Raw genomic sequence first — 17,199 nt, forward strand, 5'->3', positions numbered from 1 at the left:
ATCTGGTCTACGCCCGTCGGAATGGGTCGGCAAGTGCGCGTCGTGTGTCAACCGGGCATTCGTGACCGCCTCGTGACCAGGCGTCCGGTGTTGGCGTGACCGTCGCCGCAAAACACCCCGGACCGCTAGAGCAGTGAGGGCACCTCCGACGCCGAGACCTCCCGGGCCGCTCGTTCCAGCGCGCTGGCCAGGAGGGCCAGGTCTGTTGGGCCGTTTCCCAGTTCCCGTACGGGACGGCGGGTCGGGGGATCACCCATGCGCTGCCAGTCGAGGGGCACGACCGTCGGGCGGAGGGTCGCCGTGCGGGGGATGCGGCCCGTGACGCGGCCGCCCTGGAAGGGGGCCGACCGGCCGTCGGGCCAGGTAAGCCGGCCGCGGCCCGGGGCCGGTTCGTCCGGACCGGTGGCCGGGGCCTCGAGGGTCACGCGCAGGGTGGCCCGCTGTGCGGGTTCGGAGTCCGCGGTACGGCCGCCCGGGGCGGTCGCGGCCACCAGGTGGACGCCGAGGCGCTCGCCCTCGCGGGCCACGGCCTCCAGCGCCCGCATCACGGAGCCCGCCGCGGGCCGGCCGGGAGAGCCGAGCGCGGGGCAGACCAGGGCGTCCAGGTCGTCCACGACGACCACCAGGCGGGGCAGCGGCGGTGCCGCCTCGGTCTGCCGGCGGGCGGCTCCCGGGCGCAGGCGCATGGTCGAGCTGGGCGGGGTGTCCAGGTCGCCCGTGGCGGTCGTGCCGGTCGCGCGCTGGGAGACGATGCGGCCCGAGAGCTCCCGGCCCGTGTGCCACTCCGCGAACCCGCCGCGGCCCAGCAGTTCGGACCGGCGCTTCAGCTCGGCGCTGAGGGACTGGGCGAACTCCCGCATGCGGACGGGGTCGTTGGCGGTGAGATGGGTCGTCACGTGGGGGACGTCCGTACAGACGCGCAGGCCGTCGCCGTGTGCGCCCGCCCCGGAGGGAGCACCTCCGGCGCTCACGCTGTCCCGGCCGTCCATCAGGACGACGCCCAGCCGGTCGGGGCGCTCGGCCGCGGCCAGCGAGGCGACCACGGACCGCAGCAGCTCCGTACGTCCGCTGCCCGCCGGGCCCTCGATCAGCAGATGCGGGCCGTCGGCCGTGAGGTCCGCGCAGACCGGGCCGCGCGGGCCGGCGCCGAGCACGGCCCAGGCCCGCCCGCCGAGCGCCTGGGTGTCGTCCGCCGCGTCCGCCCAACGCGCCATCAGCGAGGCCGGGGTGGCCCGCGCGAGCCCCAACTCGTCCAGCAGCCGCGCCGCCGGCGGCAGCGGCACGGAGACGCGCGTGTGCCGCTCGGTTCCGGAGCCGTCCGTCCTGAGCGGTGCCAGGGCCCGCGCGAACCGCTCGGCCCAGGCCAGCGACACGGCGTCCACGACGGCCATGGTGCCGGGGCCTATGGGGGCGGCGTGCGCCCCGGCGCCCGGGGCTATGGGGGCCGGGCCGTCGGCCGGCCCGTCCGGTGCCCTTCCGGCGGGAGTGCCGGGAGCGGTCCGTGCCACCCGCATCAGCCGCAGTGCCGTCGCCACGTCGCCGCTCAGCAGCGCGACCGCGCCGCAGTCCCGGAAGGCCGGTGCCACCGCGCAGGCCGCCTCGTACGTCTCCGTCACCGGCGACGCGGGCGACGCGGACGCCGTCTCGGCGAGGCAGACGACGTGGATCCCGGCCCGCGGGCCCTCCAGTGCCAGGCGCGCCACCGCCTCCCGCACGGCGGCGCCTCCGGGGTCGCCGTCCACGACGACGACGGTGTGCGGACCGGCGAAGCCGTCCGTCTCCTCCGGGCCGTCGTCCTCGCGGGCCCAGGAGGGCCTGCGGGCGGCGGCGCGGGACTCACCGGCGGGCGTGCGGGCCGGCGGCCGGGTGCCGTTGCGCACCTCCGCCTCCTGGTCGTCCAGGCGCCGGAGCAGCTCGCCCGTGCGGGCCGTGGCCTGCTCCCGGTCGTAGGCGAGCAGAAGGCGGCAGTCCTGGCCGTGGCCGGGGCGGAGGTGGGGGAGCCAGCCCAGCCAGGACCACTCGGCCATGCGCTCCTCCGGGGAGCGGGCTCGGTCCGCGCTGATCAGGACGATCTCCAGGGCCTCGGGGGAGTGCAGCGCGGCGAGTTGCGCCACCACCGCGCGGGCCAGCCCGGACAGCCGCGCGCGTGGGCCGGCCAGGCCCAGGGCCCCGGCCTCGCGCAGATCCGCCGTCACCGGCACCGCGGGCAGCAGCCCGGCGCCGTCGGGCGTCGTCCGGTCCGCCGTGCCGAGCCGGACCGTGAGCAACTCCGGGTGTCCCGGCCCGCGTTCCCACAGCCGCGGCCCCGGGCCGAGCGCGGTCAGCAGCAGGGCCGCCGCATCGGGCCAGGTCTCCGGGAGCTGGGGACCGCCGGACGGCGCGGGCCGTGGCGCCGCACCCGAGCCGTCGTCCTCGGCGTACGCCACGCCGCCGGACGGCAGCGGCTCGCCGCGACCGCCGGCCAGCCGCCGAGCCCAGGCCGAGAGCCCGCCGCGCCTGCGCGGGCCCTGGGATACGTCGGCGTCGCGCAGCGAGGTGCCCTCCCGCCCGCCGGACGGTTCATCGCCGGGCGTGGTGGGAGAGGCCGTGTCCCATGCGACCGCGCCGTACCGCCCGGCGTGGGTGTCGCCGCCCGCTTGGGTGCCCCTGCTCTCGATGTGCGGAGCCCTGCCCTGCTCGGGCACCAGCGGCTGCTCGGCCGGGCCGTGTCCGTGGGCGGTGGGCAGGCCGCGCGAGGGGGTGGCGGTCGGGTCGCCTCCGTCGGGCACGCGCGCGTGAGGCGGCGGCACCGCGGCCGTGGCGGCGCCTGCGGGGGCCGTGGGCGCCGTGTGCGCGGGGGCTTCGTCCCCGGGCGTCACGCGCACGTGGCCCTCGCCGTCCGGAGCGGTCGGGACCCGCGCCCCGGGGCCTCCGGCGGGGGCGACCCGCAACGCCGACTCCCCGATGCGCAGCAGCGCGCCCGGCGCGAAGCGCACCCGGCGGGTGCTCAGACGGATGCCGTCCAGGGTCGAGCCGTTGGTGGAGTCGAGGTCGGCGACCGAGACCTGGCCGTCCGCGGCGACCGTGACCGCGCAGTGGAGGCGGGAGACGTCCGGGTCGTCGAGCGGGACGTCGGCGTCGGCGGAGCGGCCGATGCGGATCTCGCCGCCGTGCAGCAGGTGGACGCCGCCCGCGTCCGGGCCCGCGATCACATGCAGCTGGGTCGGGGCGTCGTCCAGCTCGGGGTGCGGTTCGGGCTCGGCCGGGGCGCCCAGGGAGAGCACGGCGCCGTCGATCAGCGGGGGCTCGCCCAGCGTGCACCGCCGGTCGTCCAGCCGCTCCGCGCCCGCGTACAGCACCACCGGGCCGCCGGACTCGCGGGTCCGCTCGGGCTGGGCGGCGCCCGCATCGCCCGCGACCGCCGAGGCCAGTCCGGAGGCCACCACGGACAGGGCCGTGCCGGCGGGCGCCGTGACCAGCACGTCGCAGCTCGCGGTGCGGCCCCGCGCCCGGTCGGGCGGGCCGGGGGGCTGTGTCGGAAGCCCCGCCTGCCCCGCGACGCCCCGCGGGTCTACGACGGTCAGCCGGATCTGCATCGCCGTCTGCGGTCCCTTCTGCGCGGGCGCAGGTCGGGTCCCACCGGATCCCACCCCGCACGAGCACATCGGCCAGTACTCCAGGCATCCTCGCACCTGCCACTGACAACGCGCCCGCCGCTCGGGCAAAGGTGATCTTGATTGGTCGCCTCTGCCCGCAAAAGTGCCTGACAGGTGACGTAGCCGGGGCCGCTTGAGATCGGTCACGTCCACTTCGGGCAACCGGCGGACCGGGTCGAGCGTCTTTCCTTCGAACATGTCCCGGGATGTGTACGTAAGACGCAGGGGACGACGACAGGTCGTCGCCGTACCCGGCGGCACTACAGTGGGTCGGAACGGTAAGCAAGCAGCAGGGAGCACATGACGTGCGGCCGGTAGGCAGCAAGTACCTGCTCGAGGAGCCGCTCGGTCGCGGCGCCACGGGCACCGTCTGGCGGGCCCGCCAGCGAGAGACCGCGGGGGCCGAGGCCGCCGTGCCCGGGCAGCCCGGCGAGACCGTCGCGATCAAGGTCCTCAAGGAAGAGCTCGCGAGCGACCCCGACATCGTGATGCGGTTCCTGCGGGAGCGCTCCGTCCTGCTGCGGCTGACCCACCCGAACATCGTCAGGGTCCGCGACCTGGTGGTCGAGGGCGATCTGCTGGCGCTGGTCATGGACCTCGTCGAGGGCCCCGACCTGCACCGCTACCTGCGCGAGAACGGCCCGTTCACGCCCGTGGCCGCCGCCCTGCTCACCGCCCAGATCGCCGACGCGCTCGCCGCCAGCCACGCCGACGGCGTCGTCCACCGCGACCTGAAGCCGGCCAACGTCCTGCTGAACCAGGACCGCGGGCAGATGCACCCGATGCTCACCGACTTCGGCATCGCCCGGCTCGCCGACTCCCCGGGCCTGACCCGCACGCAGGAGTTCGTGGGCACGCCCGCGTACGTCGCGCCGGAGAGCGCCGAGGGCCGCCCGCAGACCTCCGCCGTCGACATCTACGGCGCCGGCATCCTGCTGTACGAGCTGGTCACCGGCCGTCCGCCGTTCGCCGGCAGCTCCGCCCTCGAGGTCCTGCACCAGCACCTGAGCGCCGAACCGCGCCGCCCGTCCACGGTTCCGGACCCGCTGTGGACGGTCATAGAGCGCTGTCTGAGCAAGAACCCCGACGCACGGCCCAGCGCCGAGAACCTCGCGCGCGGCCTGCGCGTGGTGTCCGAGGGCATCGGGGTGCACGCGAACCCCGCGCAGATCGCCGCCGCGGAGGGCATCGCCGCGCTGCTGGCCCCGGACCCGGCTCCGGCCACCGTCCCCGGCTCGGGCGACCCCACGCAGGTCCTGCCGCACGGCGCCGGTTCCTACGACCCGAACGCCGCGACCGCCTTCCTGCCGCACACCGGCGGACCGGGCCCGGCGGGCGCCGCCGACCCCACCGCCGTGCTGCCGAACACCGGGGCCGCCGACCCGACCGCCGTCATGCCGCCGGTGCCCCCCGGCCAGCCGGGGCAGCAGCCCGAGCAGCCGCACCCCTGGCAGAACCAGCTGCGCGCCGCTCGCGACCGCAACGAGCAGACCCAGGTCCAGCAGTACCTCGACCCGAACGAGGACCCGCTGCGCCGCCGCCCCCAGCGGCAGGTCGCCCGCCCGCAGCACCAGCCGCGACCCCAGCAGCGACCGCAGCAGGGCTACGGCTACCCGCAGCAACAACAGCAACAACAGCAACAACAGCCGCAGCGGTACGCCCCGCCGCAGCACCAGCAGCCCCAGCGGTACGCCCCTCCGCAGCAGCCCGCGCGTGAGCCGCGGCCGCCGCGGCAGCGCAGCGCCAACCCGATGAAGATCCCCGGGCTCGGTTGCCTGAAGGGCTGTCTGTTCACGATCGTCATCCTGTTCGTCGCGGGCTGGCTGGTCTGGGAACTCAGCCCGCTCCAGGAGTGGATCGGGACGACCAAGAGCTACTGGCAGCAGCTGACCGACATGTTCCACACGGTGACCGGCTGGGTCGGGAAACTGGGCGACCTGGTCGGGAGCAGCGGCGGCAACTGACAGCCGGGCTTGGTGATTTGTCGACACCCGGCGGGTGATTTCGGTCTCGGCGGTGAAGGTTGGCTCCTCGGACGCGTAGTTTTAGCGACTAACACGCGTCGGTAGGAGCAGTCTTGGCACGGAAGATCGGCAGCCGGTACACCGCGAACCAGATCCTTGGGCGGGGCAGCGCCGGCACGGTGTGGCTGGGCGAGGGACCCGAGGGGCCCGTCGCCATCAAGCTGCTGCGTGAGGATCTCGCGTCCGACCAGGAACTCGTCGGCCGCTTCGTGCAGGAGCGCACGGCGCTGCTCGGCCTGGACCACCCGAACGTCGTCTCCGTCCGCGACCTGGTGGTGGACGGGAACGACCTCGCGCTGGTCATGGACCTCGTCCGCGGCACCGACCTGCGCACCCGCCTCGACCGCGAGAGGCGGCTCCCGCCCGCGGCGGCGGTGGCGATCGTGGCCGACGTCGCCGACGGGCTCGCGGCCGCGCACGCGGCGGGCGTCGTGCACCGGGACGTGAAGCCGGAGAACGTGCTGCTGGACATGCAGGGCCCGCTGGGCCCGGGCGGCTCGCACCCGGCCCTGCTGACCGACTTCGGCGTCGCCAAGCTGATCGACTCCCCGCGCCGCACCCGCGCGACGAAGATCATCGGCACACCCGACTACCTGGCGCCGGAGATCGTGGAGGGACTGCCCCCGCGCGCGGCCGTCGACATCTACGCCCTCGCGACCGTCCTCTACGAGCTCCTGGCGGGCTTCACGCCGTTCGGCGGCGGGCACCCCGGTGCCGTACTGCGGCGGCACGTCACCGAGACCGTCGTCCCGCTGCCCGGCATCCCGGACGAGCTCTGGCAGCTCCTGGTGCAGTGCCTGGCCAAGGCGCCGGCCTCGCGGCTGCGGGCGTCCGAGCTGGGCGACCGGCTGCGGGAGCTGCTGCCCCTGGTCGAGGGGATGCCGCCGCTGGACGTGGACGAGCCGGACACCGATTCGGGGGAGGAGCCGGAGGTCCCGGCCGGGGAGCCCGCGGCACCCGCAGGCGAACGGGTACGGCGGGGTGCCGTGCCGCTGGTGCCGGGCGCGAAGCCGGCCGACTCCAACCGGGACACCCACACCTCGATGCGTGTGCCCGCCCCCGACGAACTCGCCGGCGGCGCCCGCGGCACGGCCCGCGCACCCCGCGCGAGCGGAGCCCCGAGACCCGGCTCCGCCCGCCACCGCGCCGTCACCCGGCGCCGCCGCCTGACCCTGGGCGTGGCGGCCCTGCTCCTGGCGGCGGCAGCGGGCGTGGGCACGTGGCTGGCGACGTCGGGGGACGACGCGGGGGCGACCCCTCAGGACAGGAGCAGCTCGGCGCCGGCGTCGCCCTGACCTTCCGATTCGTGCCCGCACCGCACCGGCGCCCGGCACCGGGCCCGCCGTGGTACCGGGTACGGCCCGGCGCTGCCCGCCGGGCGGAGCCGTTACGCTGGAGGGCGTGGCAGTCGTCGATGTATCCGAAGAGCTCAAGTCCCTCTCCTCGACCATGGAGTCGATCGAGGCCGTTCTGGACCTCGACAAGCTGAGGGCAGACATCGCCGTGCTCGAGGAGCAGGCGGCCGCGCCGTCCCTGTGGGACAACCCGGACGAGGCGCAGAAGATCACCAGCAAGCTGAGCCATCTGCAGGCCGAGGTCAGGAAGGCCGAGGCGCTGCGGGGGCGGATCGACGATCTCGCCGTGCTCTTCGAGATGGCCGAGGAGGAGGACGACCCGGACACCCGCACCGAGGCCGAGTCCGAGCTCGTCGCGGTCAAGAAGGCGCTGGACGAGATGGAGGTCCGCACGCTCCTGTCCGGCGAGTACGACGCCCGCGAGGCGCTCGTCAACATCCGCGCCGAGGCGGGCGGCGTGGACGCCGCCGACTTCGCGGAGAAGCTCCAGCGGATGTACCTGCGCTGGGCGGAGCAGAAGGGCTACAAGACCGAGGTCTACGAGACGTCGTACGCGGAAGAGGCCGGCATCAAGTCGACCACCTTCGCCGTGCAGGTTCCGTACGCCTACGGCACTCTCTCCGTCGAGCAGGGTACCCACCGCCTGGTGCGGATCTCGCCCTTCGACAACCAGGGGCGCCGGCAGACCTCCTTCGCGGGCGTCGAGATCCTCCCCGTGGTCGAGCAGACCGACCACATCGAGATCGACGAGTCCGAACTGCGGGTGGACGTCTACCGCTCGTCCGGTCCCGGCGGCCAGGGCGTGAACACCACCGACTCCGCGGTGCGCCTCACCCACCTCCCCACCGGCATCGTCGTCTCCTGCCAGAACGAGCGGTCGCAGATCCAGAACAAGGCCACCGCGATGAACGTCCTCCAGGCCAAGCTGCTCGAGCGGCGGCGCCAGGAGGAGCAGGAGAAGATGAACGCCCTGAAGGGCGACGGCGGCAACTCCTGGGGCAACCAGATGCGTTCGTACGTGCTGCACCCGTACCAGATGGTCAAGGACCTGCGCACGGAGTTCGAGGTCGGCAACCCCGAGGCCGTGTTCAACGGTGAGATCGACGGGTTCCTCGAGGCCGGAATTCGCTGGCGCAAGCAGCAAGCGAAGTAAGTTTGTCGACAAGGCAACTGCCGCCCGTGAGGCGGCAGTTGCCTTTTTCGTGCCCGCTTGCGCGCGCGATGTCTGGGTTTTACATCACACTCACACGCTTCAATGTCCGGCATAGGGCTCGTAGTTGGACATTGCGCTCGCAATGGCCTTGACGTTGCTTTGAAAAATGGGAAGGGTGAAGCGTGGCATGCGTATCTCTGGGGCGCATGTGAACCGGGGGGCTTTCACACGGCTGTCTCCGTCGATCACGGCCCCGAGCGCCGCCCAACTGACGATTCAGCTACTGGGGGTAGCAACCTTATGACCAAGACGACGCGGATCCGTGTCGCACGGATCGCCGCGGGTGCCGTGATCGCTGCGGGCGCTTCGCTGACCGCCGCCGGCGCCGCTTCCGCCGCCGGTATCGACGTCGGCGTGGACGCGGGTCCCGTCAACGTCGGCGTGAACCTCGACACCGGTGACGACGGCGGCAACACGACCGGTGGCGACGACGGCGGTACCACCACCGGTGGGGACGACGGCGGCTGCCCCATCGTCGTCTGCACCGACGGCGGCACCACCGACGGCGGCACGACTGACGGCGGCACGACCGACGGCGGTACGACGGACGGTGGCACCACAGACGGTGGCACGACCGACGGCGGCACCACCACGACCGGTGGTGACACCACCGGCGGCACCACCACGGGCGGTGACACGACCGGCGGCGGCACCACGACCGGCGGCGACACCACCGGTGGCGGCAGCACCACGGGCGGTGACACGACCGGCGGCGGCAGCACCACCGGCGGTGGCAGCGCGACCGGTGGCGACACGACCGGCGGCGGCAGCACCTCCGGCGGTGGCAGCACCGGCGGCGGCAACGGCACCTCCGGCGGCTCCAGCACCGGTGGAACCAGCCCCGAGGGTGGCAGCAACGACAACTCCGCCCAGGACGAGGGCTCTTCGGCCCTCACCGACACCGGCTCGGACACCTCGGCCCAGGGCCAGAACAACAACGGCGCCCAGCTCGCCGAGACCGGTGCCGGTCAGACCACGTTCCTGCTGGTCGGCGCCGCGACGATGATCGCCGGCGGCATCGGCTTCCGGGTGCTGCCGCGCCTGATGGGCGGCCGCGGCGGTGCGGCTGCCTGACGGTAGCCGCCCGTACACGCAATGTGTGCGACGACGTACGACGAGGGGCCCGGAGCGATGCACGCTCCGGGCCCCTCGGGCGTCTGTATGTCTCTGTGCCGCGCTCTAAGCGGTCTGGTGCGCCAGCAGCGCCACCGCCGCGATCAGCACCGCGAGCAGTGCGATCAGCGCCATGGGGTTGAGCCCCGCGAAGAAGTTCTGCTGCTGCAGCCGCTCGCGGTTCGCACGGCACACGGGGCACCGGCCCTCGCTCACGGGCGCCGCGCAGTTAGCGCACACCAGCCGGTCGTACGTCATGCGCTCGCCCTCCTTGACATTGCTTCCACGGGAAGAACGCTTGGGGGTCGCCGAACGTTCCCCTCTCTACTGTGCCAGGTTCCTCCGGAGGGTGCGCGGGGGTCGCCTTCAGGGGGTGGGTGAGGCTTGTCTCGCGGCTGCCGGCCGGCTGTGGTCGCTCGCGCAGTTCCCCGCGCCCCTGGGGCGCTGCCCCGAGGTCATCTGTGAAGACCTCGGCGGTACAAAAAGGCACAAGCCCCATGCAACCCTCACCGGCGCCTGCGGTCGTGCACCTGACTCGCGTATGGTCACGCTCACCTACCCCCGGCGACCCGTGGTGCATCCGTGATCCGATTCGACAACGTCTCCAAGGTCTACCCCAAACAGACCCGCCCCGCACTCAGGGATGTCTCCCTGGAAGTGGAGAAGGGCGAGTTCGTGTTCCTCGTCGGGTCCTCCGGCTCCGGAAAGTCCACCTTCCTGCGGCTGGTCCTCCGCGAGGAGCGGGCCAGTCACGGGCAGGTGCACGTCCTGGGCAAGGACCTCGCGCGCCTCTCCAACTGGAAGGTGCCGCAGATGCGCCGCCAGTTGGGGACCGTGTTCCAGGACTTCCGGCTCCTGCCCAACAAGACGGTCGGCGAGAACGTCGCCTTCGCGCAGGAGGTGATCGGCAAGTCGCGCGGAGAGATCCGCAAGTCCGTGCCGCAGGTGCTCGACCTCGTCGGGCTCGGCGGCAAGGAGGACCGTATGCCCGGTGAGCTGTCGGGTGGTGAGCAGCAGCGTGTGGCCATCGCGCGCGCGTTCGTCAACCGGCCCAAGCTGCTCATCTGCGACGAGCCCACCGGAAACCTCGACCCGCAGACCTCCGTCGGCATCATGAAGCTGCTCGACCGGATCAACCGGACCGGCACCACCGTGGTGATGGCGACGCACGACCAGAACATCGTGGACCAGATGCGCAAGCGCGTCATCGAGCTGGAGAAGGGCCGCCTCGTCCGCGACCAGGCACGCGGCGTCTACGGCTACCAGCACTGACCGCGACCGTCCACGGAAAGGCCTGAAGAAGACGCCATGCGCGCCCAGTTCGTACTCTCCGAGATCGGTGTCGGTCTCCGCCGCAACCTGACGATGACCTTCGCGGTGATCGTCTCCGTCGCCCTGTCGCTCGCCCTGTTCGGCGGGTCGCTCCTGATGAGCGACCAGGTCAGCACCATGAAGGGCTACTGGTACGACAAGGTCAACGTCTCGATCTTCCTCTGCAACAAGAGCGACGCCGAGTCCGACCCCAACTGCGCCAAGGGCGCGGTCACCGAGGACCAGAAGAAGAGCATCATGTCCGACCTGGGCAAGATGTCCTCGGTCGTACAGAAGGTGACCTACGAGTCGCAGGACGAGGCCTACAAGCACTACAAGCAGCAGTTCGGCGACTCCCCGCTGGCCAGCTCCCTCACGCCGGACCAGATGCAGGAGTCGTACCGGATCAAGCTGAAGGACCCGCAGAAGTACCAGGTCATCGCGACCGCCTTCGACGGCCGCGACGGCGTGCAGTCCGTGCAGGACCAGAAGGGCATCCTCGACAACCTCTTCGGGCTGCTGAACGGCATGAACTGGGCCGCGCGCGCGGTCATGGCGCTGATGCTCGTCGTCGCGCTGATGCTGATCGTCAACACCGTGCGCGTCTCGGCGTTCAGCCGGCGGCGCGAGACCGGGATCATGCGCCTGGTCGGTGCTTCGGGCTTCTACATCCAGGCGCCGTTCATCATGGAGGCGGCGGTCGCCGGGCTCATCGGAGGAACGGTCGCCTGCGGATTCCTGGTGGTCGCCCGGTACTTCATCATCGACCACGGCCTCGACCTGTCCCACAAGCTGAATCTGATCAACTTCATCGGCTGGGACGCCGTGCTGACGAAGCTGCCGCTCATCCTCGCGACAAGTCTGCTCATGCCCGCACTTGCCGCGTTCTTCGCGTTGCGCAAGTACCTGAAGGTGTGACGCATGCCAAGAGGGCCGTACGGTCAACCGGCCGTACGGCCCTTCGTGTTGTCCTAGACTCACCGGCATGTCAGGTCGCGACCTGTTGGCCCAGCCCCGCCGTCTCCGCCGCGGGGCCGCCCTGACATTGGTCTTCGCGAGTGTGCTGGTCGCCGGCGCCGCGACCGGCTCCTTCCCCGAGTCCGACCGGAAATCCGCGGCGGGCGAGGCCCGTTCGGCCGTCCCCGCCGGTCATCACGAGGACGTGGCCAAGGCGGCCCAGGAGGCCATGGCCGACGGCAAGTCCCCGATGGAGGCCGCCGAGCGCGCGGTCAGCCGCAGCGGGGACCGCTGGGGAGCCGTCTACTCCCAAGGGGACTACGAGGAGTTCGAGGAGGCCCTCGACGGCCAGTACACCGGCGTCGGCCTGTGGGCGCGGCGTGAGCGGGACGGCCTGATCGAGGTGACGAAGGTCGCCTCCGGCTCGCCCGCGGCGGCCGCCGGGATCCGCGCGGGCGACCGGCTGCGCAGCATCGACGGAAAGAAGGCCGACGGGCGGCCGGTCACCGAGGTCGTCTCCCTGCTGCGCGGCGACGCCCAGGACGCGCCCGCCGGCACGGCGGTCCGGCTCGGCCTCCAGCGCGGCACGCGCGCGTGGACCGAGACGGTGCGCCGGGCGCTGCTGTCCACGGACTCGGTCAGCGTCAGCAAGCTGGCCGGCGGGGTCACCGTCATCAAGATCGCCGCGTTCACCAAGGGCTCCGGCGAGGTCGTCCGGGCCGCCGTTCGGCAGGTCCCGGTCGGCGCCGGGATCATCCTCGACCTGCGCGGCAACTCCGGCGGCCTGGTCACCGAGGCCGTGACCACCGCCTCCGCCTTCCTGGACGGCGGCCTCGTCGCCACCTACGACGTCAACGGCGAGCAGCAGGTGCTGCACGCCGACCCCGGCGGGGACACCGCCAGACCGCTGGTCGCGCTCGTCGACGGCGGGACGATGAGCGCGGCCGAGCTGCTCACCGGCGCCCTCCAGGACCGCGGGCGCGCGGTCGTCGTGGGCTCCCGCACCTTCGGCAAGGGCTCGGTGCAGATGCCGAGCAAGCTCCCCGGCGGCTCCGTCGCCGAGCTGACCGTCGGGCACTACCGCACCCCCTCCGGCCGCAGCGTCGACGGGCACGGCATCACGCCCGACCTCGACGTCACCGCTCAGGGCCAGAAGGCCGTCGACCGGGCCGAGACCGTACTGGCCGGTGTGGGCGACTCCGAATAACGGCTGGTCCGCACCCCCCTCCGTAGTGCGAAAATGGACGGCACTATGAGCAAGGGAATGTACGTACCCAAGGAGGCCCAGCCCAAGAAGGGCGGGGGCGCCGCCAAGTCCAAGGACGGCGAGAAGGGCGGCAAGCGCAAGATCGTCGCGCAGAACAAGAAGGCCCGCCACGACTACGCCATCATCGACACCTACGAGGCCGGTCTCGTCCTGACCGGTACCGAGGTCAAGTCGCTGCGTGAGGGACGGACCTCGCTGACCGACGGCTTCGTCCAGATCGACCGGGGTGAGGCGTGGCTGCACAACGCCCACATCCCCGAGTACCACCAGGGCAGCTGGACCAACCACTCCGCGCGCCGCAAGCGCAAGCTGCTCCTGCACCGCGAGGAGATCGACAAGCTGGCGGCCAAGACGCAGGAGACGGGTCACACGATCGTGCCCCTCGCCCTGTACTTCAAGGACGGCCGGGCGAAGGCCGAGATCGCGCTGGCGCGAGGCAAGAAGGAGTACGACAAGCGCCAGACCCTGCGCGAGCAGCAGGACCGGCGGGAGTCGGACCGCGCGATCGCCGCGGCGAAGCGCAGGCAGCGGGGCGGGTAGCCCCGGGGAATACGGTGGCATCCGTGTGCGCTGTTCACGTACAATGGCAACGCACCCCGAGCAGGGTGCACGCATTGAAAACACAACATGGGGATGATCGGTTTCGACAGCGGCTGTCGAAGCAGGGGAAGCGTGTCGAGGAAGCGGCAATGATCTCGTAAACCATATGTCGCAAAAAATAATCGCCAACACCAAGCGCGATTCCTTCGCCCTCGCTGCCTAAGTAGCGACTTGCGAAGTGTCAGCCCGGGGCTGTTCCCGACCCGGATCCTGGCATCAGCTAGGGAACTAAACCTTGATCCCGGTCACGGGGTGAAGAGGGAAATCCAACAGTGACTGGGCCCGTCGGCGACTTGTTCGCGTGATCGCCGGGGCCGAGAAAATCACAGCGAACTGCACACGGAGAAGCCCTGATTCAGCACCGTTGGACGCGGGTTCGATTCCCGCCATCTCCACTCCTCATGTTGAAGGCCCGGTGGTCCCAGACCACCGGGCCTTCGTCGTGTTCACGGTCCCTCACGCAAGGGTCCGCGGCGCCGTGCTCGCCCGTTCCGTCAGCCTCGGCGGCAGCAGCGTGGCCTCGGGCACGGCGCCGCCGCCCAGCTTCTTCATCAGCAGCTGCACCGCCCGTTCGCCCACTTCAGCCGAGGGCAGGGAGACGGAGGTGACGGGGACCCGGACGGACTCGGCGAGCTCGTCCGGGCAGATCGCGGTGACGGAGAGATCACCGGGCACACGCAGGCCCAGTTGCTCGAAGGCGTCGATCAGCGGCTCCACGATCGGCTCGTTGTGGACGACGACGCCGGTCAACGCGGGCTGCTCGCGCAGCAGTTGCTCGGCGACCAGACGGGCGGCCGCGGGCGACGCCTCGCACGGATGCACCGAGGAGGCCAGCCCGCTGCGGTCCGCGGCGGCCGTGAACCCCTGCACCACCCGCTGGGCGAACGCGGTCTGCCGCAGATACACCTCCGGCGGCGACCCCACCAGCGCCAACGTCCGGTGCCCGAGCCGTGCCAGATGCTCCACACACGCCTCGCCCGCCGCCATGAAGTCGAGGTCGATGCAGGTCAGACCGGTGGCCTCGGCGGGGAAGCCGATCATCACCGACGGCCTCTCCAGCGAGCGCAGCAACCCCAGCCGGGCATCGTGCAGTTGGACGTCCATCACGATCAGCGCGTCCACCAGCGCCGTGTCGGCGACCCGGCGCAGACCGTCGTCGCCCTCCTCCTGGGTGAGGAGCAGGACGTCGTGGTCGTAGCGGCGCGCCGTCGTCACCACCGACACCGCGAACTGCATCACCACCGGCACATGGATGCCGGCCCGTAAGGGGACCACGAGTGCCAGGACGTTCGAGCGGCTGCTGGCCAGCGCCCGGGCGCCCGCGTGCGGCCGGTAGCCCAGCTCGCGGATGGCCTCCGCCACCCGCCGCCGGGTCTCCTCGGAGATCGGGCGCTTGCCGCTCAGCGCGTAGGAGACGGTGCTCGGGGAGACCCCGGCCTGCCGCGCCACATCGGTGATCTTCACCATCAGCCCAGCTCCAGGGAGAGGAATCCGGTGCCCGCCTGCGCCCGCGCCGTCCGCTCCCCGGCCGCCAGTGCCCACGCCGCCGCCGGATCACTGCACGAGGCCCGCAGCGTGTCCCCTTCGCGTACGACGGTGAAGGTCACGTCGCCCACCTCCACCGTCACCTGCGCGCCCCGCTCCAGTCCGTAGGCCCGCAGCGTCACGCCGTCCGCGAAGTCGTAGTCGGGCCGGTCCTCCACCGCTCCCATCGGGATCACCGCACCCGGCCTGACCAGCAGCGGAACGCTGAGGAACCCGTGCCGCTCGCGCACCCAGCGGGGCCCGGTCACCGTCCGTCCGCCGAGGTAGTGGGTCCAGGTGCCCTCGGGCACGTAGTAGGAGACGTCCCCGTCGTCGTCGAAGACCGGCGCGACCAGCAGGTCCGGGCCCAGCATGTACTGCCGTTCCAGATGGGCGCACGCGGGGTCGTCCGGGAACTCCAGCACCATCGCCCGCATCATCGGCAGGCCCTCGGCGTGGGCGGTGCGCGCGGCCTCGTACAGATACGGCATGAGCCGCAGCTTCAGCCGGGTGAACAGCCGCAGCACCTCTACCGACTCGTCGTCGAAGAGCCACGGCACCCGGTAGGAGGAGCTGCCGTGCAGCCGGCTGTGCGAGGACAGCAGGCCGAAGGCGATCCAGCGCTTGAACAGCTCCGGTGTCGGGGTGCCCTCGAAGCCGCCGATGTCGTGGCTCCAGTAGCCGAAGCCCGACAGGCCGAGCGAGAGTCCGCCTCGCAGCGACTCGGCCATCGACTCGTACGTCGCCTCGCAGTCGCCGCCCCAGTGCACGGGGAACCGCTGGCTGCCGGTCGTCGCCGACCGGGCGAAGAGCACGGCCTCGCCCTCGCCCCGGTGCTTGCGCAGCACGTCGAAGACGGTGCGGTTGTAGAGGTAGGTGTAGTAGTTGTGCATCCGCTCCGGATCGGCGCCGTCGGACCACGCCACGTCGACCGGCACCCGCTCGCCGAAGTCGGTCTTGAAGCAGTCGACGCCCTGCGCGAGCAGCGCCTCCAGTTTGGCCGCGTACCAGTCGCGGGCCGCCGGGCTGGTGAAGTCGACCAGTGCCATGCCTGGTTGCCACATGTCCCACTGCCAGACGCTGCCGTCCGGCCGTCTCAGCAGATGCCCGAGCGCCTTGCCCTCCGCGAACAGCGGTGAGCGCTGGGCGATGTAGGGGTTGATCCACACGCTGATGTGCAGGCCGCGCTCCTTCAGCCGGGCCAGCATGCCCTCCGGGTCGGGGAACACCCGCGGGTCCCACTGGAAGTCGCACCAGTTGAACTCACGCATCCAGAAGCAGTCGAAGTGGAAGACGGATAGCGGCAGTTCACGCTCGCGCATGCCCTCGATGAAGGAGGTCACCGTCTCCTCGTCGTACGAGGTGGTGAAGGAGGTCGACAGCCACAGGCCGAACGACCAGGCGGGCGGCAGGGCCGGGCGGCCGGTGAGGGCCGTGTACTTGCGCAGGATCTCCTTCGGGCTGGGCCCGTAGATGACGTAGTACGTCAACTCCTGTGTCTCGGCGCTGAACTGGACCCGCGACACCGCCTCCGAGCCGACCTCGAAGGAGACCTTGCCGGGGTGGTCGACGAAGACGCCGTAGCCGGCGTCCGTCAGATAGAAGGGGACGTTCTTGTAGGCCTGTTCGGTGGCCGTGCCCCCGTCGGCGTTCCAGATGTCGACGACCTGGCCGTTCTTGACCAGCGGGCCGAAGCGTTCGCCGAGGCCGTAGACGGAGGTGCCGACCGTCAGGCCGAGCTGCTCGCGCAGGTAGTGGCCCCCGGTGGCCGAGTCCCGCATGATGCCCATGCCCTTGGGGCCGCTGGAGGTCAGGACCCGGCCGTGCGCGAGGAAGTCCAGGTGCCAGGTGCCCGTGCGGGCCAGCTTCAGCGACAGCGCGCCGGAGGTGAGGGTCGCGCGCTCCTCGTCGTAGGAGATGTGCGGCGAGAACTCCTCCCGCAGGACGTCGAATTCCGGTCCGCGCGGCTGCTCGCCCTCGAAGTGGGTGAAGGTGACCCCGATGACGTCGGGCATCGGAGCGCTGGCGCTGATCGTCACGACCGGTCCCTTCAGCAGGTCGCCGCGGTGCCGGATGGGCTGCGTCGGCGCGTGGATCTCCAGCGTGCCTTCCGGCGCCTCGACGTCGAGGACCTCGACCGGATGGGCCGCGGTGACGCCCTCGCGCAGCAGCCAGTAACCATCGGAGAACTTCACGTGGG

The 17,199-nt window shown here is 71.9% G+C and carries 12 protein-coding genes and 1 other RNA gene; 9 read left to right on the forward strand and 4 right to left on the reverse strand.

All coding sequences use genetic code 11. The features are described from left to right. Window positions 1–125: 125 nt before the first annotated feature. Complete coding sequence (locus ACIBN2_RS14505) at window positions 126–3,575, reverse strand: FHA domain-containing protein (protein WP_399134679.1); 3,450 nt, start codon at window positions 3,573–3,575, stop codon at window positions 126–128. Window positions 3,576–3,940: 365 nt separating this feature from the next. Here ACIBN2_RS14505 and ACIBN2_RS14510 point away from each other — a divergent pair, with 365 nt between their 5' ends. The 4 genes from ACIBN2_RS14510 (at window position 3,941) to ACIBN2_RS14525 (ending at window position 9,301) form a co-directional block, all read left to right on the forward strand. Next, window positions 3,941–5,599: a serine/threonine-protein kinase gene (locus tag ACIBN2_RS14510; RefSeq protein ID WP_399134680.1), complete on the forward strand. Its 1,659-nt coding sequence runs from the start codon at window positions 3,941–3,943 to the stop codon at window positions 5,597–5,599. 113 nt (window positions 5,600–5,712) lie between these two features. Then, the gene (locus ACIBN2_RS14515) at window positions 5,713–6,954 is read left to right on the forward strand and encodes a serine/threonine-protein kinase (protein WP_399134681.1); all 1,242 of its coding nucleotides are present in this window, start codon (window positions 5,713–5,715) and stop codon (window positions 6,952–6,954) included. A 106-nt stretch (window positions 6,955–7,060) separates the two neighbouring features. After that, window positions 7,061–8,167 (forward strand): peptide chain release factor 2, encoded by a 1,107-nt coding sequence (gene prfB, locus ACIBN2_RS14520; RefSeq protein WP_399134682.1) that lies wholly within the window; start codon window positions 7,061–7,063, stop codon window positions 8,165–8,167. Window positions 8,168–8,467: 300 nt separating this feature from the next. Next, entirely contained in the window at window positions 8,468–9,301 is an 834-nt protein-coding gene (locus ACIBN2_RS14525) for an LPXTG cell wall anchor domain-containing protein (RefSeq protein WP_399134683.1), read from the forward strand. Window positions 9,302–9,406: 105 nt separating this feature from the next. Here ACIBN2_RS14525 and ACIBN2_RS14530 read toward each other — a convergent pair whose 3' ends face one another. Next, a complete protein-coding gene (locus tag ACIBN2_RS14530; protein WP_393866212.1) occupies window positions 9,407–9,598 on the reverse strand; it encodes a hypothetical protein in 192 nt (63 codons plus the stop codon). A 324-nt stretch (window positions 9,599–9,922) separates the two neighbouring features. Here ACIBN2_RS14530 and ftsE point away from each other — a divergent pair, with 324 nt between their 5' ends. The 5 genes from ftsE (at window position 9,923) to ssrA (ending at window position 13,873) form a co-directional block, all read left to right on the forward strand. After that, window positions 9,923–10,612: a cell division ATP-binding protein FtsE gene (gene ftsE / locus ACIBN2_RS14535; protein ID WP_399134684.1), complete on the forward strand. Its 690-nt coding sequence runs from the start codon at window positions 9,923–9,925 to the stop codon at window positions 10,610–10,612. A gap of 36 nt (window positions 10,613–10,648) precedes the next feature. Further along, window positions 10,649–11,569 carry a permease-like cell division protein FtsX gene (gene ftsX, locus ACIBN2_RS14540; protein WP_399134685.1) on the forward strand — a complete coding sequence of 307 codons (921 nt, stop codon included), beginning with the start codon at window positions 10,649–10,651 and terminating at the stop codon, window positions 11,567–11,569. 67 nt (window positions 11,570–11,636) lie between these two features. After that, complete coding sequence (locus ACIBN2_RS14545) at window positions 11,637–12,815, forward strand: S41 family peptidase (protein ID WP_399134686.1); 1,179 nt, start codon at window positions 11,637–11,639, stop codon at window positions 12,813–12,815. A 57-nt stretch (window positions 12,816–12,872) separates the two neighbouring features. After that, on the forward strand, window positions 12,873–13,415 hold the full coding sequence (gene smpB, locus ACIBN2_RS14550) for an SsrA-binding protein SmpB (RefSeq protein ID WP_399135240.1): 543 nt from the start codon (window positions 12,873–12,875) through the stop codon (window positions 13,413–13,415). A gap of 89 nt (window positions 13,416–13,504) precedes the next feature. Next, window positions 13,505–13,873, forward strand: a transfer-messenger RNA (tmRNA) gene (ssrA, locus tag ACIBN2_RS14555). A gap of 58 nt (window positions 13,874–13,931) precedes the next feature. Here the strand turns inward: ssrA and ACIBN2_RS14560 are convergent. Together ACIBN2_RS14560 and yicI are read right to left on the reverse strand one after the other, a co-directional pair. Further along, window positions 13,932–14,942, reverse strand: coding sequence for a LacI family DNA-binding transcriptional regulator (locus ACIBN2_RS14560; RefSeq protein WP_399134687.1), 1,011 nt, complete (start codon window positions 14,940–14,942; stop codon window positions 13,932–13,934). Then, window positions 14,942–17,194, reverse strand: coding sequence for an alpha-xylosidase (gene yicI / locus ACIBN2_RS14565; protein ID WP_399134688.1), 2,253 nt, complete (start codon window positions 17,192–17,194; stop codon window positions 14,942–14,944). Before yicI ends, ACIBN2_RS14560 begins: the two co-directional genes overlap by 1 nt. Window positions 17,195–17,199: the final 5 nt, after the last annotated feature.

The organism is Streptomyces sp. NPDC050534 (assembly GCF_044457745.1).
In the GTDB taxonomy this organism is placed as follows: Bacteria; Actinomycetota; Actinomycetes; order Streptomycetales; family Streptomycetaceae; genus Streptomyces.